This is a genomic window from Fodinibacter luteus, from assembly GCF_039541575.1.
GTDB classification, from domain to species: Bacteria; Actinomycetota; Actinomycetes; order Actinomycetales; family Dermatophilaceae; genus Fodinibacter; species Fodinibacter luteus.
On record NZ_BAABGM010000003.1, the window covers coordinates 158,550 to 183,501 of the forward strand.

Below are 24,952 nucleotides of genomic sequence, written 5' to 3' on the forward strand. Positions count from 1 at the left end.
ATGACCCCGGTTACCCCGACCCTTGTCGCCGAGGGCGCTCTGCATCAGAGGAACTGGGCCGGGTCGAACTCGTCGATCGCGATGATGCGCACGCGGGGCAGCTGCTCGTTGAAGGCGCGCACGTCGTACTCGAGGTCGAAGGACTCCAGCCCTCGCTCGGCGAGCTGGGCGAACGCGTTGTTGCGGAACTCGACGAACCCGGCGACGCCGACCCGACGACCGTCGAGGAGGTCGCCGACCTGTCCGACGAAGTCGCCGTCGTTGCTCACGAGGAGCACGTCGGCCTCGCGCCGACCGATCTCGACGAGGGTGCGCTGGATGGCGATGTCGACGACCTTCTGACCGGGCGCGCCGGACAGCGGGATCGGCTTGTAGCCGATGGCGAGCAGGGCCTGCACGAAGGTCATCGGAAGCTCGGTGTTCGCGGCGAGGAAGAAGAGCCCGACGACCGGCTGGTCCCACTGGTCGCGGGTGAACTGGAGCAGCCGCTCCCACCTCGGCCGCTCCTCGGGCCGGGGCCGCCGCCCGAGGATCGAGGTGCCGAGGGTGGCGTCGATGTTCTCGCCGTCGACGAGGAGGTAGGTGGTGCGCGCTGGCTCGCCCATGGGGGTGAGACTACGGGTGCCGTCCACTCCCGGGCCGACGTTCGCGCCGTCAGGGGCCCGGTTCCGTGGGGATCACCCTCCGCGGTCGGTTCGCAGGCGCCACACCGTGGTCGAGCGGAACGGCACCTCCGGGCGCAGCGTGATGTCCGGGAACGCGAGGTGGTTCGGCGCGTCGGGGAAGGCCTGGGTCTCCAGGGCGATGCCGGCCCGCGGCCCGTAGGTGCCACCGGACAGGCCGGTCGTGGTGCCGTCGAAGTGCGCGCCGGTGTAGACCTGCAGGCCGGGCCGGTCGGTGTGCACCTCGAGCACCCGCCCGCTCGCGCCGCGCAGCCGCGCCGCGAGGCGCAGACCGTCGCCGTCGCCGTCGAGGACGAGGTTGTGGTCCAGGCCCCGGCCGTGGCGCAGCTGCTCGTCGTCGACTGCGAGCAGGTCGCCGATCCGGCGCGGGGTGCGCAGGTCGAAGGGGGTGCCGTCGACGGGTCGCACCTCGCCGGTCGGCAGGAGGTCGGCCCCCACTGGGGTGAAGGCGGATGCCGTGACCTCGAGCACGTGGTCGTCGACCGGGCCGCTGCCCTCACCGTCGAGGTTGACGTAGGCGTGGTTCGTGACGTTGAACGGCGTCGGTCGGTCACTCCTCGCGGTGTACTCGATGCGGACCTCGCCCGGGGACACGGTGTACGCCACGGTGACGTCGACGCGCCCGGGGAAGCCGTTGTCGCCGTCCGGGCTGGTCAGGGCGAGGCGCACGTGGCTCGAGCCGACGCTCTCCACCCCCCACGGCATCCGGTCGAAGCCCTCGAAGCCGCCGTGCAAGATGGTGCCGTGCTCGTTCGTCGCCACGGCGTGGTCGGCGCCGTCGACCGTGAACCGGCCACCGGCGAGGCGGTTGGCGACCCGGCCGACGACGGCGCCGAGGTAGCCGCCGGCGAACCGGTAGGTCATCGGGTCGGCGTGGCCGAGGACGACGTCGACGGCGGTCTCGGGCGGGCCGATGCGCAGCCGTCGCACGGCGGCGCCTGCCGTGACGACCTCGAGCTCGATCCCGTTGGCGCGCAGGGTGATCGACTCCGGCGGGGCAGCGTGAGGTGGCCGGAGCACGCGGGTCGCGACGACGGCATCCGGCGTGATCGGTCCGTAAACGTGGGGGAACTCCTCACCGGTCCCCGGGTCGGCCGCCTCCCACTCCAGCGGGGCCGTGAGGCGGGCCGGGTCGATGGTCAGGAGCACGAGGTCACGGTCGTGATCGGCGTAGTACCGCCCGAGGACACCCGCGAGCTGAGCCGCGGACGAGCAGTGGACGAACCCCTCGTCGTCGAGGGACCGGCCGAGGGTCGACCAGCGGTATTCGCCGGTGCGCAGCGCCTCGTGCCAGGCGTGGGGCTCGGCGAGGTGGTGGATGGGCGCCGTCCCGGCGGGACGAGGAGCGGTCCGCCGGCTCGTGGTCATGGGCGCCATTGTCGGGGGCCTGCGTACATTGCGGGGTATGCCGTCCACGGTCCCCTCGTCGTCGACGTCGTCCCGGATCCGTCCTGCCACGGCCGCAGACGTCCCCGTCATCGTGCGGCTCGTGCGCGAGCTCGCGGAGTACGAGAAGGCGCTGCACGAGGTCGACGCCGACGAGCCCCACCTGCTCGCCGCCCTGTTCCCGGTGGGTCGCGAGCCGGCGGCGTTCGCGCACGTCGCGGAGGTCGACGGCCAGGTCGTGGGGTGCGCGATCTGGTTCCTGTCGTTCTCGACGTGGACGGGGACGCACGGCATCTGGCTCGAGGACCTCTACGTCACGCCGGCCCACCGCGGGTCGGGGCTCGGCCAGGAGCTGCTGCGCACGCTCGCGGGCATCTGCTCAGCCCGCGGCTACCACCGGCTCGAGTGGTGGGTGCTCGACTGGAACACCCCGAGCATCGGGTTCTACGAGTCGATCGGCGCGGTGGCGCAGGACGAGTGGACGCGCTTCCGCCTCGACGGGCCGGCGCTCGGTGCCCTCGCCGGCGGGCCCGAGGTGGCACCCGCGCGCTGAGCGCCGTGACGGGATGCCGGGAGCGCGTGGGATCGCGCCTCCGGCACCCCCGGGTGGCCGGGCTGCGCTCAGGGTGCGGCCGTCGGGACGTTCGCTTCGATCTCGGCCAGCCACGCGCGCCCGCCGGCGTCGGACGGCATCCGCCAGTCCCCGCGCGGCGACAGCGACCCGCCGGCGACGACCTTCGGCCCGTTCGGGAGGGCCGAGCGCTTGAACTGGTTCTGGAAGAAGCGCCGCACGAACACCTCCATCCAGTGCCGGATCGTCGCGAGGTCGTAGGCCGGGCGCTCGCCCTCGGGGTAGCCGGGAGGCCAGGCCCCCTGACCGGCGTCCGACCACGCGTGCTCGGCGAGGAAGGCGATCTTGCTCGGCCGGTACCCCCGGCGCAGCACGTGGTAGAGGGTGAAGTCCTGCAGGGCGTACGGCCCGACGGAGTCCTCGGTGGACTGGATCCGCTCGCCCTCCTTGGTCGGCACGAGCTCGGGGCTGATCTCCTGGTCGAGGATCTCGAGCAGCGTGTCGTTGACCGGGCCCTCGAACTGTCTCGACGACACGACCCAGCGGATGAGGTGCTGCATGAGCGTCTTGGGGACACCGGCATTGACGCCATAGTGCGACATCTGGTCGCCGACGCCGTACGTGCACCAGCCGAGCGCCAGCTCGGAGAGGTCGCCGGTGCCGACGACGAGGCCGCCGCGCTGGTTCGCCGCGCGGAAGAGGTAGTCGGTGCGCAGCCCGGCCTGGACGTTCTCGAAGGTCACGTCGTAGACCTCCTCGCCGCGGCCGAACGGGTGGCCGAGGTCGGCGAGCATCTGCCGCGCGGCGGGCCGGATGTCGAGCTCCTCCCACGTGATGCCGAGGGACTCCATGAGGTGGATGGCGTTGGACTTCGTGCCGGCGCTCGTGGCGAAGCCGGGCATCGTGAACCCGAGCACGTGGGTGCGTGGCAGCCCGAGCCGGTCGCACGCCTTGGCCGCGACGATCAGGGCGTGGGTGGAGTCGAGCCCGCCGGACACGCCGATGACGAGCCGCGGCATCCGCGCCGGGTCCCCGCCGCCGATCGCGCGCATCCGCTGCTCGAGCCCGGAGACCTGGATGTTGTAGGCCTCGTAGCAGTCGAGCGCGAGGCGGTCGGCGTCGTCGGGCACGAAGGGGAAGCGGTCGACGGCCCGTCGTAGCCCGAGGTCGCCGGTGCGAGGACGCAGCTGGAACGGGACGACGCGGAACCCGCCCTGGTCGGCGGCGTACGCCTCGGCGTTGTCGTCGAAGCTGCCCTGGCGGACGCGCTCCTGGCGCAGCCGGTCGAGGTCGACGTCGACGACGGTGCGCCGCGGCCCGTCGGGGAAGCGCTCGGACTCGCCGAGCAGGTCGCCCATCTCGTAGACCATCGTCATGCCGTCCCAGGACAGGTCGGTCGACGACTCGCCCGCGCTCGCCGCGGCGTACAGGTAGGCGGCGTTGCACCGGGCGCTCGCCGAGCGGGCGAGCAGGTGCCGGTCCTGCGCGCGGCCGACGGTGATCGGGGATGCCGAGAGGTTGAGCAGGACGGTGGCGCCGGCCAGGGCGGCCTCGTGGCTCGGGGGCACCGGCACCCACATGTCCTCGCACACCTCGACGTGCACCGCGAGGTCGGGCAGGTCCTCGGCGGTGAAGACGAGGTCGGGTCCGAAGGGGACCTCGCCGTCGACGTCGGCCCCGGGCCAGCCCGGGCGCACGAGGAACTCGCCCTGGTGGCCGGCCCCCGAGGCGAACCAGCGCTTCTCGTAGAACTCCCGGTACGTCGGCAGGAACGACTTCGGTGCGACGCCGAGCACCTCACCACGGTGGATGACGACGGCGCAGTTGTAGAGCCGGTTGCCGTGGCGCAGCGGGGCCCCGACGACGACGACGGGGACGAGCTTGGCGGTCGCCTCGGCGATCGTCACGACCGCCTCGTCCACGGCGTCGAGGAGGACGTCCTGCATGAGCAGGTCGTCGATGGCGTAGCCAGAGACGGACAGCTCGGGGAAGAGCACGACGGCGACGCCCTCGTCGTGGCAGGCCCTGACCTCGGTGAGGATCCGCTCGGCGTTGGTCGCGGGGTCGGCGAGCGCCACGGGCAGGGTGCACGCGGCGACCCGGCCGAAACCCTGGGCGTACACGTTCCGGAAGTCCATGGCGCGAGCCTATTGGCCCGGATGCCGTGCCGGGCCGGCTCGCGTCGTGCCCGCCTCCCCGCGTCGGGTGCGGACGTGGTCGTCCTGGCGACCGCTTCGGCACCCGACGCGACGTGGAACGGGGGTCAGGGGGTGAGCAGGATCTTGCCGGTCGCGCGCCGCTCGTCGACCGCGGCGAGGGCGGCGACGACGTCGTCGAGGTCGCGCACCTCGCCGACGACCGGGTCGACGGCGCCCGACTCGAGCAGCGGGAGCAGGTCGTCCCACTGCCGGCGCAGGTACGCCGGTCCGGGCCCGCCGCGGCCGGACCACCAGGCGCCCCACCCGACCCCGACGACCGAGACGTTGTTGAGGAGCAGGCGGTTGACCCGCACCTCGGGGATCGACCCGGAGGTGAAGCCGATGACGAGGTGGCGCCCGCCCGGCGCCAGGGCGCGCAGGGAGTCGGTGAAGCGGTCGCCGCCGACCGGGTCGACGACGACGTCGACACCGCGACCCCCGGTGAGCTCACCGACGGCCTCACGGAACCCGTCGGCGAGGACGACCTCGTGCGCCCCGGCATCCCGCGCCACCTCCGCCTTGTCGGGCGACGACACCACCGCGACGACCCGGGCACCCCACGCCGCCGCGAGCTGCACGGCGGCGGTCCCGATGCCTCCCGCCGCACCGTGGACGAGCACCGTCTCGCCGGGCGCCAGCCGCCCCCGCTCCCGGAGCGCGAAGTGGCAGGTGAGGTAGTTCATCGGCAGGGCCGCCCCCGACTCGTAGGTCACCGCCTCGGGCAGCGGGAAGACCATCGCCGGGTCGGTCTCGACGAGCTCGGCGAAGCCGCCGAGGAAGGGGAACGCCGCGACGCGGTCACCGACGCCCCAACCGCTGCCGACCGGCGCCGAGCGCACCCGCCCCGCCACCTCCGAGCCCGGGACGAACGGCAGCTCCGGCGTCACCTGGTACTGCCCGCGGGTGAGGAGCACGTCCGGGAAGCAGACCCCCGCGGCGGCGACCTCGATGACCACCCCGGTGTCCCCGGTCGGGTCCGGGAGGTCGACGACCTCCACCGCGGACGGTCCGTCGAGGCTGCTCACCCGGGCTGCGCGCATCCGCCCATCGTAGGCGCGGGCGACGAGGGCCTCATCGGACGTCCGGCAGGTTGGGTGCTGGGCACCCCAAGGTGCCGGACGTTGCGAGAGGCAGGTGACCTGCGTCCGGCAGGTTGGGTGCTGGGCACCCCAGGGTGCCGGACGTCGCGCGAGGGGGCGTGCGCGGGAATGTCCGCGGGTCGCGATGCGCTGCACGTCCAGTGCCCCAGCCCCGCCACGCCACCCTCGCCACCGTCGCCCTGATCCTCGGCGGTGTCGCCATCGGGACGACCGAGTTCGTCACGATGGGGCTGCTCCCCGAGATCGCCGACGGGGTCGGCGTGAGCATCCCCTCCGCCGGCCACACGATCTCCGCGTACGCCGCGGGCGTCGTCATCGGCGCCCCGCTGCTCGCGGTCATCGCCGCCACCTGGCCGCGCAAGGCGCTGCTCGTCGGGCTCATGGCCGCCTTCACCGTCGGCAACGTGCTGTCCGCCGTCGCCCCGGACTACGCCCTCCTCGTCGGCGCGCGCTTCCTCGCCGGCCTGCCGCACGGAGCCTTCTTCGGGGTCGCCGCGCTCGTCGCCGTCGACCTCGCCCGGCGCGGGCAGGCCGGGCGCGCGGTCGGCCGGGTCATGCTCGGCATCCCGATCGCCAACGTGCTCGGGGTCCCCGGTGCCACGTGGCTCGGCCAGGCCCACGGCTGGCGCACCGCCTACCTGCTCGTCGCCGTCATCGGCGTCGCGACGATGGCCCTCATCGGGTATGCCGTGCCGCACCTCCCGGCCGACCCCACCCGCACGGTCCGCAGCGAGCTCAGCGCGCTGACGAGCCTGCAGGTGTGGCTCACGCTCGGGGTCGGCGCGGTCGGCTTCGGCGGCATGTTCGCCATGTACTCCTACATCGCCCCGACGGTCACCGAGGTGACCGGCCTCCCGGCATCCGCGGTGCCGCTCTTCCTGCTCGTCTTCGGCGGCGCCGGGTTCGTCGGCAACCTCGTCGCCGGGCGGATGGGCGACTGGTCGGTCATCCGCTCGGTCGTCATCGGACTGGCCGGCCTGGGCGTCTCGCTCGGCCTGTTCGCCCTCGTCGCGCCGTACGCCGTGCCGGCGCTCGTCGTCCTCGCCGTCGCGGCGATCCTCGCGTCGGTGCTCGTCATCAACCTCCAGCTGCGCCTCATGCAGGTCGCCGGTACGGCCCAGACCCTCGCCGCGGCGAGCAACCACGCGGCGCTCAACCTCGCGAACGCCCTCGGCGCCTGGGTCGGCGGCGTCGTCATCGCCGCGGGCTACGGCTACCGGGCCCCGTCGGTCGTCGGCGTGGGGCTCGCCGCGCTGGGACTGGTCATCCTCGGCATCTCGCTGCTCGTCCACCGCCGCGACCACCCGGAGCGGGCCACGCTGCGCCCGCTCGGGCCGGCGCCGGTCGAGGCGCTGCGGCGGTCCTGAGGCGTCCGGGTGGCGGTCGTCACCCCGGCTCCGCCGGCTCCCCGGGCGCACGGGGCCCGGGCCGTCCGTACGCTGGCCGTATGCCGAGCACCCTCACGTGCCGGGTCGAGGGCGGCGTCGCCCAGGTCCGGCTCGACCGTCCCGACAAGCTCAACGCGCTGACCCTCGACACGCTCGAGGACCTCGTCACGGCGGCGCGGGGCCTCGCCCGCGACCGCACGCTGCGGGGGGTGGTCATCGGGGGTGAGGGTGAGTCCTTCTGCGCCGGGCTGGACTTCGCGACGGTGCTGAAGAACCCACCGCGGGTCGCGCGGTCCTTCGTGCCGCACCCGTGGCGGGGGACGAACCTGTTCCAGGAGGCCTGCTGGGCCTGGCGGCGCCTGCCCGTTCCCGTCGTCGCCGCCGTGCACGGGCACTGCTACGGCGGTGGCCTGCAGATCGCCCTTGCCGCCGACCTGCGGATGACGACGCCCGACGCCCAGTGGTCGGTCATGGAGGCCCGGTGGGGGCTCGTACCGGACATGAGCGGCATCCAGGCCCTGTCGCAGCAGGTACGCATGGACGTCGCGAAGCGGCTCGCGATGACCGGTGAGGTCGTCAGCGGTGAGCGGGCGGTCGAGCTCGGCCTCGCGAGCGAGGTGCACGACGAGCCGTTCGTCGCGGCGACCCGCTTCCTCGAGCAGGTCGCGACCCGGTCGCCGGATGCCGTCGCCGCGACCAAGCGGCTCTTCGGCCGCACGTGGTCGGCGTCGGACCGGCGCACCTTCGCGCGCGAGCGCCTCGAGCAGGCCCGGCTGCTCGCGACGAGGAACACGACGATCGCGCGCGAGGCCGCCATGAAGCGTGTCGCCCCCCCGTTCGAGCCGCGCCGCCGATGACCTCCACCCCCGCCTCCGCACCCAGGGCACATGACCCACGTCAGGAGGCCGTGCAGGAGCCGTCGGCCGTGGGTGACGTGCCACCGGTCGCAGCGGTGCGGCACATCACGTGCACCCTGTGCGAGGCGATGTGCGCCCTCGAGGTGCGCCTCGACGCCGCCGGCACCATCGCCTCGGTCCGCGGGCACGAGGCCGACCCCCTGTCACGCGGGCACATCTGCCCCAAGGCGCTGGCCCTCCAGGACGTGCACGACGACCCCGACCGGCTGCGCAGCCCCGTCGTCCGCACGCCGGCCGGCACGTGGCGCGAGGTGTCGTGGGACGAGGCGGTCCGGTACGCCGCGCAGGTCCTCACCGCGGTGCAGCGCGAGCACGGCGACGACGCCCTCGCCGTCTACCTCGGCAACCCCAACGTGCACAGCCTCGGGGCGCTCACCCACCACCCGACGCTCGTGCGGCTGTTGCGCACCCGCAACCGGTACTCGGCCACGTCGGTCGACCAGCTGCCGCACCACGTCGTCGCGTGGGCGCTCTACGGGCACCAGTTCCTCCTCCCGGTGCCCGACATCGACCGCACCGACCTCCTCGTGCTCGTCGGGCACAACCCGATGGCGTCGAACGGTTCGCTGTGGACCGTGCCCGACTTCCCTCAGCGCCGTCGTGAGCTCGCCTCTCGCGGAGGGCGACTCGTCGTCCTCGACCCGCGCCGCACCGAGACCGCCAAGGTGGCGGACGCGCACCACTTCGTGCGCCCCGGCACCGACGCCGCGGTCCTGCTGGCCGTCGTGCGCGAGCTGCTGACCGACGACCTCGCGGACCGCCCGGGCGGGCCCGCGGCCTACGTCGACGGGGTGGACCGGGTCCGGGACGCCGTCGAGGGGTTCACACCCGAGCTCGCCGAGGAGGTGAGCGGAATGCCCGCGGATGCCGTGCGCGGCCTCGCGCGCGACCTCGCCGCCGCGTCGTCGGCCGCCGTCCACGGACGGATGGGGGTGTCGACGCAGGCGCACGGCGTCGTCTGCCAGTGGGCGATCCAGGCGATCAACGTGCTCACCGGGAACCTCGACCGGCCGGGCGGGACGATGCTCACGACGCCGGCGGCCGACCTCATCGGGCGCGGGGTGCTCTCCCCGGGCGGCCTCGGCAAGCGCCGCACGCGGGTGCGGGGCCTCCCCGGCTTCGGCGGCGAGCTGCCGGTCTCGGCCCTCGCCGAGGAGATCACGACCCCCGGTGAGGGCCAGGTGCGCGCGGTGCTGACGATCGCCGGCAACCCGGTGTCGTCGACGCCGTCCGGGCACCTGCTCGACGAGGCGCTGTCCGGCCTCGACGCGATGGTCGCGATCGACTTCTACGTCAACGAGACGACCCGGCACGCCGACGTCATCCTGCCGCCCGCGAGCCCCCTCGAGCGCGACCACTACGACCTCGTCTTCCACATGCTCGCGGTGCGCGACACCGCCCGCTGGTCGCCCGCCCTGTTCCGGCCCGGTCGTGACACGAAGCAGGACTGGGAGATCGCCCGCGACCTCGGGGTGGCCGTGCTCCGCGCCCGCGGCGGCGGTCTCCGCGCGCGGTGGTCACGGGCGACACTGCGGACCGAGGCCCGGCTGCGGCTCGCCCCGCGCCGCCAGCTCGACGCCCTGCTGCGGTCGTCGGGGGCCCGGCTGTCGGTCACCAAGCTCGAGACGATGGCCGCCGGGGCCGACCGGGGGCCCCTCAAGCCCCGCCTGCCTGAGCGGCTCATGACTCCCGGAAAGCGCATCGACCTGTTGCCCGCGGTCGTGGCCGACGCCCTGCCGGCCCTGCTCACGACGCTGTCCGGCGGGTCGGCCCTCGCCGAGGGCGAGCTGCTCCTCATCGGGCGGCGCCACCAGCGCGACAACAACTCCTGGCTGCACAACGCGCCGCGGCTCACCCGCGGCCGGGCCCGGCACGCCCTCCTGGCCCACCCCGACGACCTGGCCGTGCGCGGCATCCGCGACGGCGACCAGGTCATCGTGCGCTCGGCGGTGGGGGAGGTGCGCGTCGAGGTGTCCGCCACCGAGGACCTCATGCGCGGCGTCGTGTCGCTGCCGCACGGGTACGGGCACGCCCGGGACGGGGTCCGCCTGCGGAACGCGACCCGGCTGCCGGGGGTGTCGATGAATGACCTCACCGACCCGTCGGCCGTCGAGTCGGTCTCGGGCAACGCCGTGCTCAACGGCGTGCCGGTGACGGTCGCGCCGCTCGAGGTCGGGGTGTCCCCGTGACCCCCTCCTCCGCGGTGGGTGCGGGCGTGGCCGCCCGCGCAGACGGGTCCGCACTCAAGGTCGGGATGCCGTGACGCCCGAGGATGCCCGCCGGCTCGCCCTGGCCCTGCCCGACGTCGTCGAGCGGGACCACCACGGCTTCCCGAGCTTCCGGACGGGGCGTCGCGGCCGCATCTTCGCGACCCTGCCGACGCCCGAGGTCCTGCGGGTCATGCTCGACGAGGGCCCGATCCGCGAAGCCGTCGCCGAGTGGCCGTGGTGCCGTGAGGGCTGGTGGGGGCGGCGTCTCATGACGGTCGAGGTCGTGCTGGCCGAGGCCGAGCAGGATGCCGTGGCCGAGCTGCTCGCGGAGGGTCACGCCCGCGCCGCCGGGTGACGGGGCAGCCGCCACGGTGGGATCATCGAGCGGTGACCGTTGCTCGGACCGCCTTCCTCGACGGCGCGCTCCGCTGGGTGTACGACGGGGAGCCGCCGGGCGCGTGCCCGGCGTGCGGGTACTCGTGGGCGTCGTTGCCCGAGGTCGCGACGGCGACCGTCGTCGGCAGCGTGCCGCGGCTACCGCTCCCTGCCGACGTCCTCGGGGCTCTGGGCGCTGGGTCGGTCGGTCGACGCCCTCGTCGAGCAGACCGGGCGGGTCGGGTACGGCGGCCGGTTCCACCACGTGGACTGGGGCCCGGGGACGGTCGGCGACGCCATGGTGTGGCTCGGGCACGAGTTCGCCCACCATGCGCAGGACGTCGAGCACCGCGCGCGGTGACGATCAGGCTCGGGGTCAGGCCGGGACGCGGTCGACGTCCTCGGGCGTCGTCCCCGCGGCGCCCGCTGTCGGGCAGGCGAGCTGCCCGCGCAGCCGGGCCCGCAGCGTCCAGGCGAGGAGCGCGACGCCGGCGGCGGCGAGGAACGGCTGCACGGGGGCGAACCACTGCAGCGCGCCGGCGTACCCGAGGGCGACGAGCGCGAGCTTGTTGCAGACGGGGCAGCCGACGGCGAAGAAGGCGAGCAGCCCGCCCGCGGCCCCACGGCGGTCGATCGTCGCGCCGCTCGGCTCCGGGGTGCCCGGCTCCCGGACGTAGGTCGCGAGGAGCAGCCCGCTGAGCACCGAGGTCACGGCGAGCACCGGCCAGGCCCACCACGTGGTCGGGATCTCGCGACCGAAGACCGGGGTCGGGACCATCGCGGTCGGCAGCGCGATGACGAGAGCGGTCACGACGGCGGCCAGGGCGGCAGCAAGCCACCGGCGGGCGGTCCAGGTTCGAAGGGCGTCGAGCACGGGCAGACCATACCCCACCGGGTATCACTTCCCGGCCGTGAGAGGGGACGTGGTCCCCCGGGGCGGCGCGGGCAGGGCGTGTGTGCACCTTCCTGAACGAAGGAGTTGGTCATGGCTCGTCCGAATCGACTGGGTCGAGGCGTGCCGCCGGGGCAGGTTGGGGGGCCGTTGCTGCGCTCAGGGGAGGTCGGCGAGGTCGGTGAGGAGGGCCAGGGCCCGGGTGCAGTGGTCGACGAGGGCGGTGCGACCGACCTCGCGCTCGTCCTCCGGCAGGGCCGACCACTGGAGCGCGCGGTCCTCGAGGTAGGCGACCCACCCGTGGACGACGGGCAGCGCGCCGTCCGGCAGGCCGCAGGCCGCGGCGACGAGCCCGGCGACGTGCTCACGCACCCCGTCGACACCGGCGTCACCGGCCGAGCGGGCGATGGGCGCCTGGCCGAGCACGAGGGCGACGTAGCTCTCCCGTCGCCGCGCGACCTGGTCCAGGAAGCGCTCGACGACCTGGCGCACGGCCGCCGGCCCGACGGCATCCGGGTCCGGCGCGACGTTGCGACCGACCCGCCGCCGCGCCGCCTCGACGACCTCGCGGTGGTAGTCGGTCTTCGTCGCGAAGTAGTGGAAGAGCAGCCCGCGCGACACCCCGGCCTCCGCGGCGACCTCGTCGAGCGAGAGCTCCTGCACCGGTCGTTCGACGAACTTGCGGAGCCCGATGCCGACGAGCTGGCGGCGTCGCTCCTGCGGGGTCATCCGCACCCGTGATGTGGCCTCCACGCTATTGAGCATTGCTCAACAACCCTCTAGGGTCAAGGGCATGGACTTCGCACCGTCGCCCCGGGCCGCCGACCTCGCCGAGCGCGTCCGCACGTTCGTCGACACCGAGATCGAGCCGGTCGAGCCCGAGGTGCTGCGCGACATCGCGGCCCGCCGCGCCCGCGGAGAGGACTCGTGGCCGCCCGCGCCGGTCGTCGGGGAGCTCCAGGGACGGGCGCGCGCCCAGGGCCTGTGGAACCTCTTCCTCCCGGCGGGGCACGGCGACGGGTATGCCGCCCGCTTCGGCACCGACGGCGGCGCCGGCCTCACGAACACCGACTACGCGACCGTGGCCGAGCAGATGGGTCGCTCCCCCCTGGCGCCGCTCGTGTTCAACTGCAACGCGCCCGACACGGGGAACATGGAGGTGCTCCTCAAGTACGGCAGCGCCGAGCAGCAGCAGCAGTGGCTCGAACCCCTGCTCGACGGACGCATCCGCAGCACCTTCCTCATGACCGAGCCGGACGTCGCGAGCTCCGACGCGACGAACATGCAGGCCACGGCCGTCCTCGACGGCGACGAGGTCGTCCTCGACGGACGCAAGTGGTGGTCCACCGGGGCCGGCCACCCCGACTGCCGGGTCGGCGTGTTCATGGGGCTCACCGACCGGGGCGCACACCGGCACCGCCAGCACTCGATGGTCCTCGTGCCGCTCGACGCCCCCGGGGTGCGCATCGAGCGGATGCTCACCGCCCTCGGCCAGTACGACGAGCCGCTCGGTCACGGCGAGGTGAGCCTGGATGCCGTCCGCCTGCCGACGAGCAGCATCCTCGCCGGGCCGGGGCGCGCGTTCGAGATCGCCCAGGGCCGCCTCGGGCCGGGTCGCGTCCACCACTGCATGCGCCTCATCGGCCTCGCCGAGAAGGCACTCGAGCTCGCCTGCGAGCGGTCGACGAGCCGGGTGGCCTTCGGCAAGCCGATCGCCAACCTCGGGGGCAACCGCGAGCGCCTCGCCCGCGCCCGGATCGCGATCAACCAGGCCCGGCTGCACGTGCTGCACGCCGCGTGGAAGCTCGACACCGTCGGCATCGCCGGGGCGCAGTCGGAGGTCTCCGAGATCAAGGCGGCCGTGCCGCAGATGGCCTGCGACGTCATCGACCTCGCGATCCAGCTGCACGGTGGGGGCGGGGTGAGCGAGGACTTCCCGCTGGCCGCCGCCTACGCCGGGGCCCGGAGCCTGCGGCTCGCCGACGGGCCCGACGAGGTGCACCTCGGGGTCGTGGCCCGGCACCTGCTCCGTCCGTACGCGGCGCCCGCCACGGCATCCGTGACGACGCCCGGGACGACCTCCGGGACGACCTCCGGGACGCGAGCCGCGGAACGCGAGGCATCCCGATGAGCCGCCGCGTCCTCGTCACCGGAGGTGCCTCCGGCCTCGGCCTGGCCCTGACCCGGCTCATGGCCGACCGGGGCGACACCGTGCTCGTCGTCGACCTCGCCGACGAGCGGCCGGGCGGCCTGCCCAGCGGCGTCACCTACCGCCGGCTCGACGTGCGCTCGCAGCAGGACTGGGATGCCGCGTTCGCCTGGGTGCGCGAGCACTGGGGTCGCCTCGACGTGCTCGTCAACAACGCCGGGGTCGCGACCGGCGGGCGCATCGACGTCGAGGCGATGTCGGACTGGGAGCGGGTCGTCGACGTCAACCTGCTCGGGGTGGCCCGTGGGTGCCACACGTTCGCCGGCCTGCTCAAGGCGCAGCGCAGCGGTCACATCGTCAACGTCGCGTCCCTCGCGGGGCTCGTCCACGGCCCCGGGATGTCGAGCTACAACGCGACGAAGGCCGGCGTGGTCGCGCTGAGCGAGACGCTGTCCTTCGAGCTCGCCCCGTGGCACGTCGACGTCTCGGTCGTCTGCCCGGCGTTCTTCCGCACCAACCTCCACGCCTCGTTCGCGGGCAAGGACGCGGCGATGCAGGAGGCCGGGATGCGCCTCATCACCCAGGCCACGGTCGATGCCGACCACGTCGCCGCGATCGTGCTCAAGGGGGTCGACGCCCGCAAGCGGGTCATCCTCACCGACCGCCTCGGCCGCCGGGCCTGGTACTCCAAGCGGCTCGCCCGACCGCTGTACGACCGCATGCTCACCGCGCAGGCGAGGCGGCTCGCGCGCAGGGCGGGCGCCGACCCGGACGACCTCTCGTCGTGAGCGGCACGGGCGGGGGGGCCGCGGCGGAGCGGCCGCCGGGCACGAGCACCGAGCCCGCCGACGTCCCGGACGTCGGCGGTGCGGCCCCGATGCGCCCCGAGGACCGCTTCGACGTCGACCGCGTGGCGCGGTGGCTGAGCGAGAATGCCTCCGGCACAGCCGGGCTCGACGGAACGCCCGACGTCCGGCAGTTCCTCGGCGGCGCCTCCAACCTCACGTACCTGCTCCGGTACGGCGGCGGGCCGGCATCCGGCGGGTGCGACCTCGTGCTGCGCCGCCCGCCTACCGGCACCAAGGCGAGGGGTGCCCACGACATGCGGCGCGAGCACGACCTCCAGGCGGCCCTGGCGCCGGTCTTCCCCCTCGTGCCGACGATGGTGGCGTACTGCGGCGACGAGGCCGTCATCGGCTCCGAGTTCTACGTCATGGAGCGCATCGAGGGCACGATCCTTCGCCGCGACGTCCCACCCGAGCTGGGGCTTGACCCCGCCGGCGTGAACGCCCTGTGCCGCAAAGCGATCGACACCCTCGTCGCCCTGCACGACGTCGACCTCGAGGCTGCCGCGCTGGGCCGGCTCGACCGGGGTGAGGGGTACGTCCGCCGCCAGGTCGAGGGGTGGTCGGGACGCTACCGCCGGGCGCGCACCCCCGACGTCGGCGACTTCGAGGCGACGATGGCGTGGCTCGCCGCCCACCAGCCGCCCGACCTGCCGCACGTGCTCGTGCACAACGACTTCCGGTTCGACAACCTCGTGCTCGACCCGGCCGACCCCACCCGGGTCGTCGGCGTCCTCGACTGGGAGCTCGCGACGGTCGGTGACCCGCTCATCGACCTGGGGTCAGCCCTCGCCTACTGGGTGGAGGCGGACGACGACCCGGCGTTCCTCGCGATCCGGCTCCAGCCGACCCACGCGCCGGGCATGCTGACCCGCGCCGAGGTCGTCGAGCGCTACTGCGCGGCGCGCGGGCTCGACGTCACCCCCGAGCAGTGGCTGTTCTACGACGTCTTCGGCGCCTTCCGGCTCGCCGGCATCGCCCAGCAGATCTACTACCGCTTCCACCACGGCCAGACGAGCAACCCGGCCTACGGGCGGTTCGGCGACGTCGTGCGCATCCTCGACCGGCGCTGCACCACCCTCATCGACCGCCAGCCCTGACCCGGACGGAAGGAACCCGCCCATGCCCACGACCCTCATCACCGGAGCGAGCTCCGGGCTCGGCGCCGAGATGGCCCGCCAGCTCGCCGACCGGGGCTGGGACCTCGCGCTGGCCGCCCGCCGCACCGAGCGCCTCGAGGAGCTGCGCGACGAGATCCTCGCCCGGCATCCCGGCCGTCGTGTCGAGCTGCGCGCCCTCGACGTCACCGACGACGACCAGGTGTTCGAGGTCTTCCGGGCCTTCCGCGACGACTTCGGCACGATCGACCGGGTCATCATCAACGCCGGCCTGGGGAAGGGAGCCCCGCTCGGCACCGGCCGCTTCGACGCGAACCGGCAGACCGCGATGACCAACTTCGTCGCCGCCCTGGCGCAGGCGGAGGCGGCGATGGAGATCTTCCGAGCCCAGCAGCGGGGCCACCTGGTGATGATCTCGTCGGTCACCGCGATGCGCGGCATGCGCAAGACGATCACGACGTACGCGGCGACGAAGGCGGGTGTGGCGTCACTCGCCGAGGGAGTGCGCCACGAGATGCTCGGCGAGCCCGACCTCGACATCCGTGTCTCGACGATCTACCCGGGATACATCCGCTCCGAGATGAACGAGCGCGTCAAGAAGACGCTGTTCATCGTCGACACCGTGCCCGGAGTGCGCACCATGGTGGACGCGATCGAGAAGGAGAAGGCCAACGCGCTCGTCCCGGCGTGGCCGTGGGTGCCGCTCGGCATGGCGTTGCGCCACCTGCCGCTGTCGCTCGTCCGGAAGATCATCTGACCGTGGCCCGCGTGCTCGTCAGCGCCCGGGTGCCGGGGGATGCCGTGGCTCGCCTGCGCGCGGCCGGCCACGAGGTGACCTCGCGGGACGTGGACTCCCCGATGCCGCGCGAGGAGCTGCTGGCCGCCGTGGCCGGGGTCGACGCCCTCGTCGCGATGCTCGTCGACCGGGTCGACGCCGAGCTGCTCGACGCCGCCGGGCCCGGGTTGCGCGTCGTCGCGAACGTCGCGGTCGGGTACGACAACGTCGACCTGTCCGCCTGCCGGGAGCGCGGGGTCGTCGTGACGAACACCCCCGGCGTGCTCACCGACGCGACGGCCGACCTCGCGATGGCGCTCGTCCTCATGACGACCCGGAGCCTGGGCGCCGCGGAGCGGAGGGTGCGCACGGGCGAGCCGTGGCGCTGGAGCCTCACCGGCCACCTCGGCACCGGCCTGCGCGGGAAGACCCTCGGCATCGTCGGGCCCGGCGCGATCGGGATCGCCACCGCGCGCCGCGCCCTGGCGTTCGGGATGGAGGTCGTGCTCACCGGGCGCTCCGAGCCCGACCCCGCGGTCGTCGAGGCGCTGGGCGCCCGGGTCGTCGACCTCGCCGAGCTGCTGGCGTGCGCCGACGTCGTGGCGCTGCACTGCCCGCTGACGCCGGCCACGCACCACCTCGTCGGGGCCGAGCAGCTGCGGGCGATGAAGCGGACCGCGCACCTCGTCAACACCTCGCGTGGGCCGGTCGTCGACGAGGCGGCGCTCGTCGCGGCGCTCGAGGCGGGGGAGGTGGCCGGCGCCGGGCTCGACGTCTTCGAGGACGAGCCGCGGGTCCATCCGGGGCTGCTCGCGCGCGACGACGTCGTCCTCCTCCCGCACGTCGGGTCTGCCACGGTCGAGACGCGGACGGCGATGGCCGACCTCGCCGTCGCCAACGTCGTCGCCGCGCTCGGGGGCGACCCGGCCGTCACGCCGGTGGGCGGCTGAGCCACTCCCGGGCGATGCGGGCCCCGGTGCGGTGCAGCAGGACCCGCGCGTCGCGCACCGACCTGGCGGGGTCGGCCTCGAGGTCGGACAGCGGGTAGGCGGCACGCACCCCGAGCGCCGTCAGCCCGGCCTCGTCGAGCGCGAGGAGCCCACAGACCGCGACGGCGGGGATGCCGTGCGCCGTCGCCCGGCGGGTGACGCCGGCGACCGCCTTGCCCATCAGGGTCTGGGGGTCGAGTGAGCCCTCGCCTGTGACGACGAGGTCGGCACCGTCGAAGGCCCCCTCGAGCCCGACGAGGTCGAGGACGACGTCGACGCCCGAGCGGCGCTCGGCCCCGAGCACCGTGAGCAGGGCGAACCCGACCCCGCCCGCTGCGCCGGCCCCCGGCATCCCGGCCAGCGCCGCCGCACCGGTGGGTCCCGGGGCGCGGGCCGGTCCGCCGGCCGACCTCCTCGGGAACGCGCGGAGGGGCGTGGCTGCGACGACGTCGGCCCACCTCGTGAGAGCGGCCTCGAGCACCGTGACGTCCTCGGGGCGTGCACCCTTTTGCGGTCCGAAGACCACGGCAGCGCCCGCAGGCCCGAGGAGGGGGCTGTCGACGTCGGCGGCGAGGACGAGCCGGGTGCCTTCGAGGCGGCGGTCGAGCCCGGTCACGTCGAGGTGGGCCAGGCGGGACAGCGCGGCCCCGCCGTCGGCCAGGGGTGAGCCGCTCTCGTCGAGGAGCCGGGCGCCGAGCGCGGCGAGGGCTCCCGCGCCGCCATCGGTGCTCGCCGAGCCGCCGACGCCGACGACGACCTCCGTCGCGCCGAGGTCGAGCGCGCCGCGGATCGCCTCCCCGAGACCGCGACTCGACGCGGTGAGGGGGGCGGGGACGCCACCGGGCAGGCGCCCGAGCCCGCAGGCATCCGCCAGTTCGACGAGGGCGGTGACGTGCACCACCGCCGGCCGGTGGGCCGCCTCGCCCGCCCCGAAGGGTGTCGCTCCCGCCGTATCAACACTGCTGCGCCGTTGGTCAGCAGTGTTGATAGCAGTGCGGCGCCGGGTGTCAGCAGTGTTCGCGACGCTGCTGAGTTCCTGGTCAGCAGAGTGATCGACAGTGCTGCGCCGGTGGTCAGCAGTGCTATCGACGCTGCTGTGCCGGCGGTCAGCAGTGCTGTCGACAGTGCTGAGTTCGTGGTCAGCAGTGTTGATAGCGGGGGATGGACCCCTTGGGGCGGGGCGGAGCGCCACTGTCGCGACCACGGCCTCGCCGGTCGGGCCGTGGACGTCCACGGGCACGGGAGACCACCCGCACGCTAGGGCCGCGGCCACGGTCCCCTCACCACCGTCCGCAACGGGCAGGACGACGACCCGGGCCTGCGGCACGACGTCGAGCACCCCCGAGCGCACGGCATCCGCGACATCGAGGGAGGAGAGCGAGCCCTTGAAGGCGTCGCTCGCGACGACGACGCTCGGAGCGCCCACCCGGGTCACCACGACGGCCTCAGCGGTGTCGGTGGCCGGGCGCGACGGCGCAACCGGAGGGGCCAGTCGTCGCACCACTCAGCCCGCGCGCAGGGCGTCCGCGGGCCCGCGTGGCCCGCGCGGCTCACTCCTCGTGCGGCGGCCTCATGTGCAGCCACGGGCGGGTCAGGCCGAACTGGCGCCCCGTGATCTCGTCGACCTCGATGACGATGACGTTGAACTTCGCCGTGTTGACCCAGGGTCGCAGCGGCAGCAGCTCGGTCTCGTCCTCCTCGTGCCCCTCGAGCTGGCGGGCCCGGCCGCGGACCACGACGCTGCGCGCCACCTCCTCGGTGAACTCGTCGATCTCGAAGGCGACGTCGGCGTTCATCGTGAGCCCGAGCAGCTTGCTCCCCTCGGCCGTGCGGAAGACGATCCGCCGGTCGGCGTCGATCGCGTAGTTGATCGGCACGAGGTGCACCTCGTCGGCGAGGTGGAACGCGAGCCGACCGAACTCCTGGTCGTGCAGCATCTGCCAGCAGTCGTCCTCGGCGAGGGTGGTGACGGGCGAGTGCTCTGACATGGGGCCTCCTGCGCGCGGGTACCTGCCCCGAATCTAGCCACTTCCGCCGCAGCAGGCACCCGGTCGAGACAGTTCTCACGCAATTCCCCCGCAGCGGTTCCCGGTTCGGCCGGTGGTGATGGCGTGCGGCGTGGCACGCGTACCGGCCGAGGAGCCGCCGGGGTCGCCCGGCCGCTCAGCCCGGCAGGCGCGCGGCCGCTCAGCCCGGCAGGCGCGCGGTCGCTCAGCCCGGCAGGCGCGCGGTCGCTCAGCCCGGCAGGCGCTCGGTCGCTCAGCCCGGCAGGCGCTCGGTCTCGAGGGTGAAGCGGTGCTCCCGCAGCCGCTCGACGAGCGGCATCCCGATCGCCGTCGCCGGGGTGAGCACCCCGGCGGCGTCCGGCAGCCGGTCGCGGTCCTCGACGAGGGCGAGGGCGGCCTGGCCGAGCATGACGGCCGTGCCGCCGTAGCCCGGGTCGTAGGGCGCTGCCACGGTCGTGCGGTAGCGCGCGCCGCTCGTCGCCGTGCCGGTGACCTCCATGCGGAACCGGCCGTTGGCCTGGGCCTGCTCGCTCGGCCCCTCGCCGGGCCTGGGCAGCACGCGGTCGAGGAGCATCCGCGTCGGCCCGAACGCGAGCCCGGCCAGACCGGCCCCGAGGACCGCCGACGTGGCGCCGGCCCGGACCGCGCCCACTGGGCCGGCGCCGTAGTCGGAGTACTCGGCGTAGCGGAACTGCGGGCCGTAGCCGAGCAGCGACGCCGAGCGCGCGACGATGCGGGTGTTGAACATCGCCATGACGAACGGCCCGGTGAAGTGGCCGTTGTCGGCGTCGCGGCGCACGGGGGACGCCTTGGCGACGCGGTCGAGCGCCCCGGTCACCAGGGACGTCAGGCCGGATGCCGTGTCACCGGTTCCGTTCTCGCGCCGCGGTTCGCGCGGGGGCCGGGGACCGTCCGCGAGCACGAGGGGGTCGCGGACGACGCGCCGTGCCCCGGGATCCGCCCGCAGCTCGTCGACCTGGAGGCGCGCCGAGTCGATCGTCCCCCCGCTGAAGCCGCCCCGCATGCTGCGGACCGCGAGGTGGGTGCGGCCGAGCTCGGAGCCGTCCGTCCGGGCGGCCTCGACGGTGAGGAGCACCCCGAGGTCGCTGGGGACCGAGTCGAAGCCGCAGGCGTGGACGATGCGCGCCCCGGTGCGCAGCGCGTCCTCGTGGTTGGCGGCGATGCTCTGGTGCACGAAGATGACCTCTCCGGTGAGGTCGCAGTAGTCGGTGCCGGCGCGCGCACACGCCGCCGCGAGCGGGCCGCCGAGACGCAGGTACGGCCCGACGGTCGTGACGACGACGCGCGCGCGGGCGGCGAGGTCGGCGACCGCGGCCTCGTCACCCGCGTCGACCTCGAGGAGCGGCCAGTCGCGTGCCGGCCCCTCGAGGCCGGCGGCCACCTCCTCGAGACGGGGGAGGGAGCGGCCGGCGAGCGCGACCCGCATCCCCGGCGCCGCCTCCGCGGCGAGGTGCCGGGCGGTGAGGCGCCCGACGAACCCGCTGGCGCCGAACAGGACGATGTCGAACTCTCGTGTGGGGGCGCTCATTGCTCCACCCTAGGCCGCCGCGCGTCGCCGGCATCCGGCACAGTGTCCCCATGGTCACGCCCCCCAAGGTCCTCGCCGTCGTCCAGGCCGGCGGGCAGGGGGCGCGCCTCGACGTCCTCACCCGCGAGCGCGCCAAGCCGGCGCTCGCGTTCGCAGGCTCCTTCCAGCTCATCGACGTCGCCCTGTCGAACTGCGCGAACAGCGGCATCTCCGACGTCTGGCTCTCGGTGCAGTACCAGGCCGGCTCGTTGCACCGGCACCTCGCCGCCGGCCGCCCCTGGGACCTCGACCGCACCCGTGGGGGCCTGCGCTGGCTCATGCCCGAGGAGGGCGGCGGGTCGGCGGCCCAGGACGGCTTCTCCGACGGCAACGGCGACGACCTCTACCGGTTCGCCGACGCCATCCGGGAGTTCGCCCCCGACGTCGTCGTCGTCATGAGCACCGACCAGGTGCTCGCCCTCGACCTGCGCCCCGTCGTCGCGGCGCACCTCGAGCGCGGGTCGCACTGCACCGTGGTCACGACCGAGGTCAGCCCGACGCAGGCCGCCGACAAGGCGGTCATCACCGTCGGGCGCGGGACGCGGGTCACGGCCGTCGACTACAAGCCCGACCGTCCCCGGGGCACGACGATCTCGGCGGAGGTGTTCGTCTACGACCCGGAGGCCCTCTTCCGCACCCTCGACGAGCTGCGACGCGAGCTGTCGCACACCGACGACGGCAACAGCGGCATCGGCGACTTCGGTGAGCACCTCCTGCCGCGGCTCGTGCGGGACGGCACCGTGCACGCGTGGCCGCTCGAGGGCTACTGGGCCGACCTCGGGACGCCGGCCGCCTACCTCTCGGCGCACCGCGACCTGCTCGCCGGGCGGGTCGACGTGCTGACCCGCCCGGGCTGGCCGCTGCTCACCCGCTGGCCCGAGCTGCCGGCCTCCCGGGTCGACACCGGCGCGGTGCTCGAGGACGTCGTGCTCAGCGCGGGGTGCCACGTCCGGGGCACGGTGCGGCGCAGCGTCCTCGGTCCGGGTGTCGTCGTCGAGCCGGGTGCGGTCGTCGAGGATGCCGTGCTCCTCGCCGGCGTCCACGTCGGCCGCGACGCGCACGTCGTCACCTCGATCCTCGACGACGAGGTGCGCGTCGGGTCCGGGGCCCGGGTCGGTGAGGCCACCCGCGCCACCCGGGCGCACGACCGCCACATCGCCGTCGTCGGCCGGGACTCGGTCGTCGGCCCGGGCGCCACCGTGGCCGCCGGCGCCCGGCTCGAGCCCGGGACGACGGTGTGAGCGGTCAGGGGACGACGACGACCTTGTGGGCCGTGCGGTCGGAGCGCAGCGCCTCGAGGGCCAGGCCGTAGTCGTCGAGCCCGAAGCGGTGCGTGACGAGTCCGTCGGTGCGCACCCGGCCGGAGCGCATCGCCGCGATGGCGGCCGGGAACGAGCTGATCTCGGCGAACGAGCCCTTGATCGTCAGCTCCCTCCGGAAGACGTCGTACGGGGACACCGCCACCCGGTCCTCCTCGTCGGTCACCCCGTAGAAGACGGCGGTCCCGCCGCTGCGGGTCAGCGGCACGAGCACCTCGGCGACGACGGCCGCCCCCGTCGCGTCGACGACGACGTCGTACCCCGAGCCACCCGAGCGCCTGAGCAGCGCCTGCACGTCGCCGGCGAGGTCACCGCGGTCCATGAGGTAGGTCGCGTCGACGCCCAACGCCGTCGCCCGCTCGAGCTTGAAGGCCGTCGGCGCGGCGACGGTCACCTTCGAGGCGCCACTGCCCCGGAGCAGCTGGGCGAGGAGCACCCCGGTCGGCCCCGCCCCGATGACGAGGGCGGTCGACCCGTGCCGGGGGGCGATGACGTCGACCGCGTGCGCGGCGCACGAGGTCGGTTCGGTGAGCACCGCCGTGTCGACGTCGAGGCCCTCGACGGAGAAGACCTGGGCGGCGGGGGCGACGACGTGCTCGGCGAAGCCGCCCGGCAGGTTCGATCCGATCCCGGTGAGGGCGTCGCAGAGCAGGGCGCGACCCTCGCGGCAGTACTCGCACGTGCCGCAGGCGGCGTTGGGGTTGACGGCGACGAGCTCGCCGACGGCCACCCCGGCCACCCCCTCCACCCCGTCCACCCCGTCGCCGAGGGCGTCGACGACCCCGACCACCTCGTGGCCGGGGACCATGGGGTAGGCCGCCATGAACCGTCCCTCGTGCAGGTGCAGGTCGGTGCCGCACACTCCGGTCTGCACGACCCGCACCCGCACCTGGCCCGCGGTCGGCTCGGGTGTCGGCACCTCCCGGACCGCGAAGCTGCGCGGCCCGTCGTAGACGACGGCCCTCATGCCCGGGTCCCGGTCACGGTCACGTGCGGGCGGGGGTGGTGGCTGCGGTCGACGGGTGGGCGACGGCGAGCCGTTCGGCGTACCGGGCCCTGGCCTCGGCCCCCCGGCCCCGGTCGTCGTGGGGGTCGACGGTCACGTCGACGTCGACGTCCCACACCGGTGGCCGGTCGCCGCCGAGCCGGGCCCACGCCGCCTGGCGGGCCGCGCCGACGGCGACGTACTCCCCGGGGCTCGGGACCGCGACGGGCACCCCGAACAGGTCGGGGGCGATCTCCTGCACGGCGGTCGACTTCGCCGCCCCGCCGATGAGCAGCACCCGCTCGACGGGGCACCCGACCGAGCGCACGGCATCCACCGCCGCGGCGAGGCCGAGGAGCATGCCCTCGACGACCGCCCGGGCGAGGTTCTCCGGCGTCGCGTTCGTGCGGGTCAGCCCGTGGAGCGAACCGCTCGCCGTCGGGAGGTTCGGGGTGCGTTCGCCGTCGAGGAAGGGCAGGAGCGTCAGCCCCCCGGCGCCCGGCTCGGCGGCGAGGGCCAGGCGGTCGAGCGAGTCGACGTCGGTGCCGAGCATCGCCGCCCCCGAGGTGAGCACCCGCGCGGCGTTGAGGGTGCACACGAGGGGGAGGAAGCCCCCCTCGGCGTCCGCGAAGGACTGCACGGACCCCGTCGGGTCGGCGGAGGGCCGGGAGTGCCGGGCGAAGGCCGTGCCGCTCGTGCCGAGCGACACGACGACGTCGCCCGGCTCGAGCCCGAGCCCGAGTGCGGCCCCCATGTTGTCGCCGGTGCCGGGGGCGAGGGCCAGGCCGGATGCCGTGTGCCCGACGACCTCGCTCGGCGCCGCGACGCGCGGCACGGCGAGGGAGGCGCCGCCGGTCGCGAGGCCGAGCAGGTCGGTGCGGTAGTCGCGGGTGCCCGCGGACCAGTAGCCGGTGCCCGACGCGTCGCCGGCGTCGGTCGACCACGCGCGCGTGCCGGGAGTGCCGTCGGCGAGGATCCGTCCGGTGAGCCAGTCGTGGGGGAGCACGCAGGTGCGGGCCCGCGCCAGCCGCTCGGGCTCGTGGGTGGCCATCCAGCGCAGCTTGCTCACCGTCGTCGCGGCGACGGGCACGACCCCGGTCGCGTCGGCCCAGGCCTGCGCCCCCAGCTCGGCGACGAGGTCGTCGGCGGCGCCGGCCGACCGGGTGTCGTTCCACAGCAGGGCGGGCCGCACGACCTCGTCGTGCTCGTCGAGCAGCACCATGCCGTGCTGCTGCCCGCCCACGGCGAGCGTGCTGACGCCGTCGAGGATTCCGTCGCCGCTCGCCTGCTCCCAGGCCGACCACCAGTGCCGGGGGTCGACCTCGGTGCCGTCCGGGTGGCTCGCGCGCCCCGTGCGGAGCACCGCACCGGTCTCCGCGTCGCACACCACCACCTTGCAGGACTGGGTCGAGGTGTCGACGCCGGCGACGAGCGGACGGTCGGGCATGGGGTCTCCTT

22 protein-coding genes are annotated in these 24,952 nt (G+C 74.5%); 11 read left to right on the forward strand and 11 right to left on the reverse strand.

All coding sequences use genetic code 11. The features are described 5' to 3' along the window. Positions 1-44 precede the first annotated feature (44 nt). Together ABD899_RS03300 and ABD899_RS03305 are read right to left on the reverse strand one after the other, a co-directional pair. Positions 45-605 carry an NYN domain-containing protein gene (locus ABD899_RS03300; RefSeq protein WP_345202246.1) on the reverse strand — a complete coding sequence of 187 codons (561 nt, stop codon included), beginning with the start codon at positions 603-605 and terminating at the stop codon, positions 45-47. Positions 606-677: 72 nt separating this feature from the next. After that, complete coding sequence (locus tag ABD899_RS03305; RefSeq protein WP_345202248.1) at positions 678-2,051, reverse strand: galactose-1-epimerase; 1,374 nt, start codon at positions 2,049-2,051, stop codon at positions 678-680. A 37-nt stretch (positions 2,052-2,088) separates the two neighbouring features. Here ABD899_RS03305 and ABD899_RS03310 point away from each other — a divergent pair, with 37 nt between their 5' ends. Then, positions 2,089-2,622, forward strand: coding sequence for a GNAT family N-acetyltransferase (locus ABD899_RS03310; RefSeq protein ID WP_345202250.1), 534 nt, complete (start codon positions 2,089-2,091; stop codon positions 2,620-2,622). 68 nt (positions 2,623-2,690) lie between these two features. On the opposite strand, the gene ABD899_RS03315 is transcribed toward ABD899_RS03310, so the two are convergent. Both ABD899_RS03315 and ABD899_RS03320 read right to left on the reverse strand, forming a co-directional pair. Then, on the reverse strand, positions 2,691-4,778 hold the full coding sequence (locus ABD899_RS03315) for an NAD(+) synthase (protein ID WP_345202252.1): 2,088 nt from the start codon (positions 4,776-4,778) through the stop codon (positions 2,691-2,693). A gap of 125 nt (positions 4,779-4,903) precedes the next feature. Then, the gene (locus tag ABD899_RS03320; RefSeq protein WP_345202253.1) at positions 4,904-5,878 is read right to left on the reverse strand and encodes an NADPH:quinone oxidoreductase family protein; all 975 of its coding nucleotides are present in this window, start codon (positions 5,876-5,878) and stop codon (positions 4,904-4,906) included. A gap of 200 nt (positions 5,879-6,078) precedes the next feature. On the opposite strand from ABD899_RS03320, the gene ABD899_RS03325 reads away from it, so the two are divergent. The 4 genes from ABD899_RS03325 (at position 6,079) to ABD899_RS03340 (ending at position 10,808) form a co-directional block, all read left to right on the forward strand. Then, on the forward strand, positions 6,079-7,305 hold the full coding sequence (locus ABD899_RS03325; protein WP_345202255.1) for an MFS transporter: 1,227 nt from the start codon (positions 6,079-6,081) through the stop codon (positions 7,303-7,305). An 80-nt stretch (positions 7,306-7,385) separates the two neighbouring features. Continuing rightward, positions 7,386-8,183, forward strand: a complete 798-nt coding sequence (locus ABD899_RS03330) for a crotonase/enoyl-CoA hydratase family protein (RefSeq protein WP_345202257.1) — start codon at positions 7,386-7,388, stop codon at positions 8,181-8,183. A 68-nt stretch (positions 8,184-8,251) separates the two neighbouring features. Beyond that, complete coding sequence (locus ABD899_RS03335) at positions 8,252-10,432, forward strand: molybdopterin-dependent oxidoreductase (protein WP_345202258.1); 2,181 nt, start codon at positions 8,252-8,254, stop codon at positions 10,430-10,432. Positions 10,433-10,502: 70 nt separating this feature from the next. Further along, on the forward strand, positions 10,503-10,808 hold the full coding sequence (locus ABD899_RS03340; RefSeq protein ID WP_345202260.1) for a hypothetical protein: 306 nt from the start codon (positions 10,503-10,505) through the stop codon (positions 10,806-10,808). A gap of 396 nt (positions 10,809-11,204) precedes the next feature. Here the strand turns inward: ABD899_RS03340 and ABD899_RS03345 are convergent, their stop codons facing one another. Both ABD899_RS03345 and ABD899_RS03350 read right to left on the reverse strand, forming a co-directional pair. Continuing rightward, positions 11,205-11,702 (reverse strand): hypothetical protein, encoded by a 498-nt coding sequence (locus ABD899_RS03345; protein ID WP_345202261.1) that lies wholly within the window; start codon positions 11,700-11,702, stop codon positions 11,205-11,207. Between the two features lie 177 nt (positions 11,703-11,879). Next, the gene (locus ABD899_RS03350; RefSeq protein ID WP_345202263.1) at positions 11,880-12,473 is read right to left on the reverse strand and encodes a TetR/AcrR family transcriptional regulator; all 594 of its coding nucleotides are present in this window, start codon (positions 12,471-12,473) and stop codon (positions 11,880-11,882) included. Between the two features lie 40 nt (positions 12,474-12,513). Between ABD899_RS03350 and ABD899_RS03355 the strand changes: the two genes are divergently transcribed. Genes ABD899_RS03355 through ABD899_RS03375 form a run of 5 tightly spaced genes read left to right on the forward strand, consistent with a single transcriptional unit; the run spans position 12,514 to position 17,557 of the window. Further along, positions 12,514-13,851, forward strand: a complete 1,338-nt coding sequence (locus ABD899_RS03355; RefSeq protein ID WP_345202265.1) for an acyl-CoA dehydrogenase family protein — start codon at positions 12,514-12,516, stop codon at positions 13,849-13,851. Further along, a complete protein-coding gene (locus ABD899_RS03360; protein WP_345202267.1) occupies positions 13,848-14,657 on the forward strand; it encodes an SDR family NAD(P)-dependent oxidoreductase in 810 nt (269 codons plus the stop codon). The genes ABD899_RS03355 and ABD899_RS03360 overlap by 4 nt, the downstream gene beginning before the upstream one ends. Continuing rightward, positions 14,654-15,814, forward strand: coding sequence for a phosphotransferase family protein (locus ABD899_RS03365; RefSeq protein ID WP_345202269.1), 1,161 nt, complete (start codon positions 14,654-14,656; stop codon positions 15,812-15,814). Before ABD899_RS03360 ends, ABD899_RS03365 begins: the two co-directional genes overlap by 4 nt. A 22-nt stretch (positions 15,815-15,836) precedes the next feature. After that, the gene (locus tag ABD899_RS03370; protein WP_345202271.1) at positions 15,837-16,589 is read left to right on the forward strand and encodes an SDR family oxidoreductase; all 753 of its coding nucleotides are present in this window, start codon (positions 15,837-15,839) and stop codon (positions 16,587-16,589) included. A gap of 2 nt (positions 16,590-16,591) precedes the next feature. Next, positions 16,592-17,557, forward strand: a complete 966-nt coding sequence (locus ABD899_RS03375; RefSeq protein WP_345202272.1) for a 2-hydroxyacid dehydrogenase — start codon at positions 16,592-16,594, stop codon at positions 17,555-17,557. Here ABD899_RS03375 and ABD899_RS03380 read toward each other — a convergent pair. The 3 genes from ABD899_RS03380 to ABD899_RS03390 form a co-directional block, all read right to left on the reverse strand. Then, on the reverse strand, positions 17,538-19,031 hold the full coding sequence (locus ABD899_RS03380; RefSeq protein ID WP_345202275.1) for a glycerate kinase: 1,494 nt from the start codon (positions 19,029-19,031) through the stop codon (positions 17,538-17,540). The two genes, ABD899_RS03375 and ABD899_RS03380, sit on opposite strands and share 20 nt — an antisense overlap. Positions 19,032-19,146: 115 nt before the next feature. Then, positions 19,147-19,584, reverse strand: a complete 438-nt coding sequence (locus tag ABD899_RS03385) for a pyridoxamine 5'-phosphate oxidase family protein (RefSeq protein WP_345202277.1) — start codon at positions 19,582-19,584, stop codon at positions 19,147-19,149. A 271-nt stretch (positions 19,585-19,855) separates the two neighbouring features. Beyond that, positions 19,856-21,151 carry a saccharopine dehydrogenase family protein gene (locus ABD899_RS03390; protein ID WP_345202280.1) on the reverse strand — a complete coding sequence of 432 codons (1,296 nt, stop codon included), beginning with the start codon at positions 21,149-21,151 and terminating at the stop codon, positions 19,856-19,858. A gap of 50 nt (positions 21,152-21,201) precedes the next feature. Here ABD899_RS03390 and ABD899_RS03395 point away from each other — a divergent pair, with 50 nt between their 5' ends. After that, a complete protein-coding gene (locus tag ABD899_RS03395; protein ID WP_345202282.1) occupies positions 21,202-22,431 on the forward strand; it encodes a glucose-1-phosphate adenylyltransferase family protein in 1,230 nt (409 codons plus the stop codon). Positions 22,432-22,435: 4 nt separating this feature from the next. Here ABD899_RS03395 and ABD899_RS03400 read toward each other — a convergent pair whose 3' ends face one another. Both ABD899_RS03400 and xylB read right to left on the reverse strand, forming a co-directional pair. After that, the gene (locus ABD899_RS03400; RefSeq protein WP_345202285.1) at positions 22,436-23,476 is read right to left on the reverse strand and encodes a zinc-dependent alcohol dehydrogenase family protein; all 1,041 of its coding nucleotides are present in this window, start codon (positions 23,474-23,476) and stop codon (positions 22,436-22,438) included. Between the two features lie 19 nt (positions 23,477-23,495). Further along, positions 23,496-24,941: a xylulokinase gene (gene xylB / locus ABD899_RS03405; protein WP_345202287.1), complete on the reverse strand. Its 1,446-nt coding sequence runs from the start codon at positions 24,939-24,941 to the stop codon at positions 23,496-23,498. Positions 24,942-24,952: the final 11 nt, after the last annotated feature.

What these genes read in the sequence shown, in the direction of transcription:
- ABD899_RS03300 (WP_345202246.1), bottom strand. Translation starts at nt 605, where the DNA reads ATGGGCGAGCCAGCGCGCACCACCTACCTCCTCGTCGACGGCGAGAAC.
- ABD899_RS03305 (WP_345202248.1), bottom strand. Translation starts at nt 2,051, where the DNA reads ATGACCACGAGCCGGCGGACCGCTCCTCGTCCCGCCGGGACGGCGCCC.
- ABD899_RS03310 (WP_345202250.1), top strand. Translation starts at nt 2,089, where the DNA reads ATGCCGTCCACGGTCCCCTCGTCGTCGACGTCGTCCCGGATCCGTCCT.
- ABD899_RS03315 (WP_345202252.1), bottom strand. Translation starts at nt 4,778, where the DNA reads ATGGACTTCCGGAACGTGTACGCCCAGGGTTTCGGCCGGGTCGCCGCG.
- ABD899_RS03320 (WP_345202253.1), bottom strand. Translation starts at nt 5,878, where the DNA reads ATGCGCGCAGCCCGGGTGAGCAGCCTCGACGGACCGTCCGCGGTGGAG.
- ABD899_RS03330 (WP_345202257.1), top strand. Translation starts at nt 7,386, where the DNA reads ATGCCGAGCACCCTCACGTGCCGGGTCGAGGGCGGCGTCGCCCAGGTC.
- ABD899_RS03355 (WP_345202265.1), top strand. Translation starts at nt 12,514, where the DNA reads ATGGACTTCGCACCGTCGCCCCGGGCCGCCGACCTCGCCGAGCGCGTC.
- ABD899_RS03360 (WP_345202267.1), top strand. Translation starts at nt 13,848, where the DNA reads ATGAGCCGCCGCGTCCTCGTCACCGGAGGTGCCTCCGGCCTCGGCCTG.
- ABD899_RS03370 (WP_345202271.1), top strand. Translation starts at nt 15,837, where the DNA reads ATGCCCACGACCCTCATCACCGGAGCGAGCTCCGGGCTCGGCGCCGAG.
- ABD899_RS03385 (WP_345202277.1), bottom strand. Translation starts at nt 19,584, where the DNA reads ATGTCAGAGCACTCGCCCGTCACCACCCTCGCCGAGGACGACTGCTGG.
- ABD899_RS03390 (WP_345202280.1), bottom strand. Translation starts at nt 21,151, where the DNA reads ATGAGCGCCCCCACACGAGAGTTCGACATCGTCCTGTTCGGCGCCAGC.
- ABD899_RS03395 (WP_345202282.1), top strand. Translation starts at nt 21,202, where the DNA reads ATGGTCACGCCCCCCAAGGTCCTCGCCGTCGTCCAGGCCGGCGGGCAG.
- ABD899_RS03400 (WP_345202285.1), bottom strand. Translation starts at nt 23,476, where the DNA reads ATGAGGGCCGTCGTCTACGACGGGCCGCGCAGCTTCGCGGTCCGGGAG.
- xylB (WP_345202287.1), bottom strand. Translation starts at nt 24,941, where the DNA reads ATGCCCGACCGTCCGCTCGTCGCCGGCGTCGACACCTCGACCCAGTCC.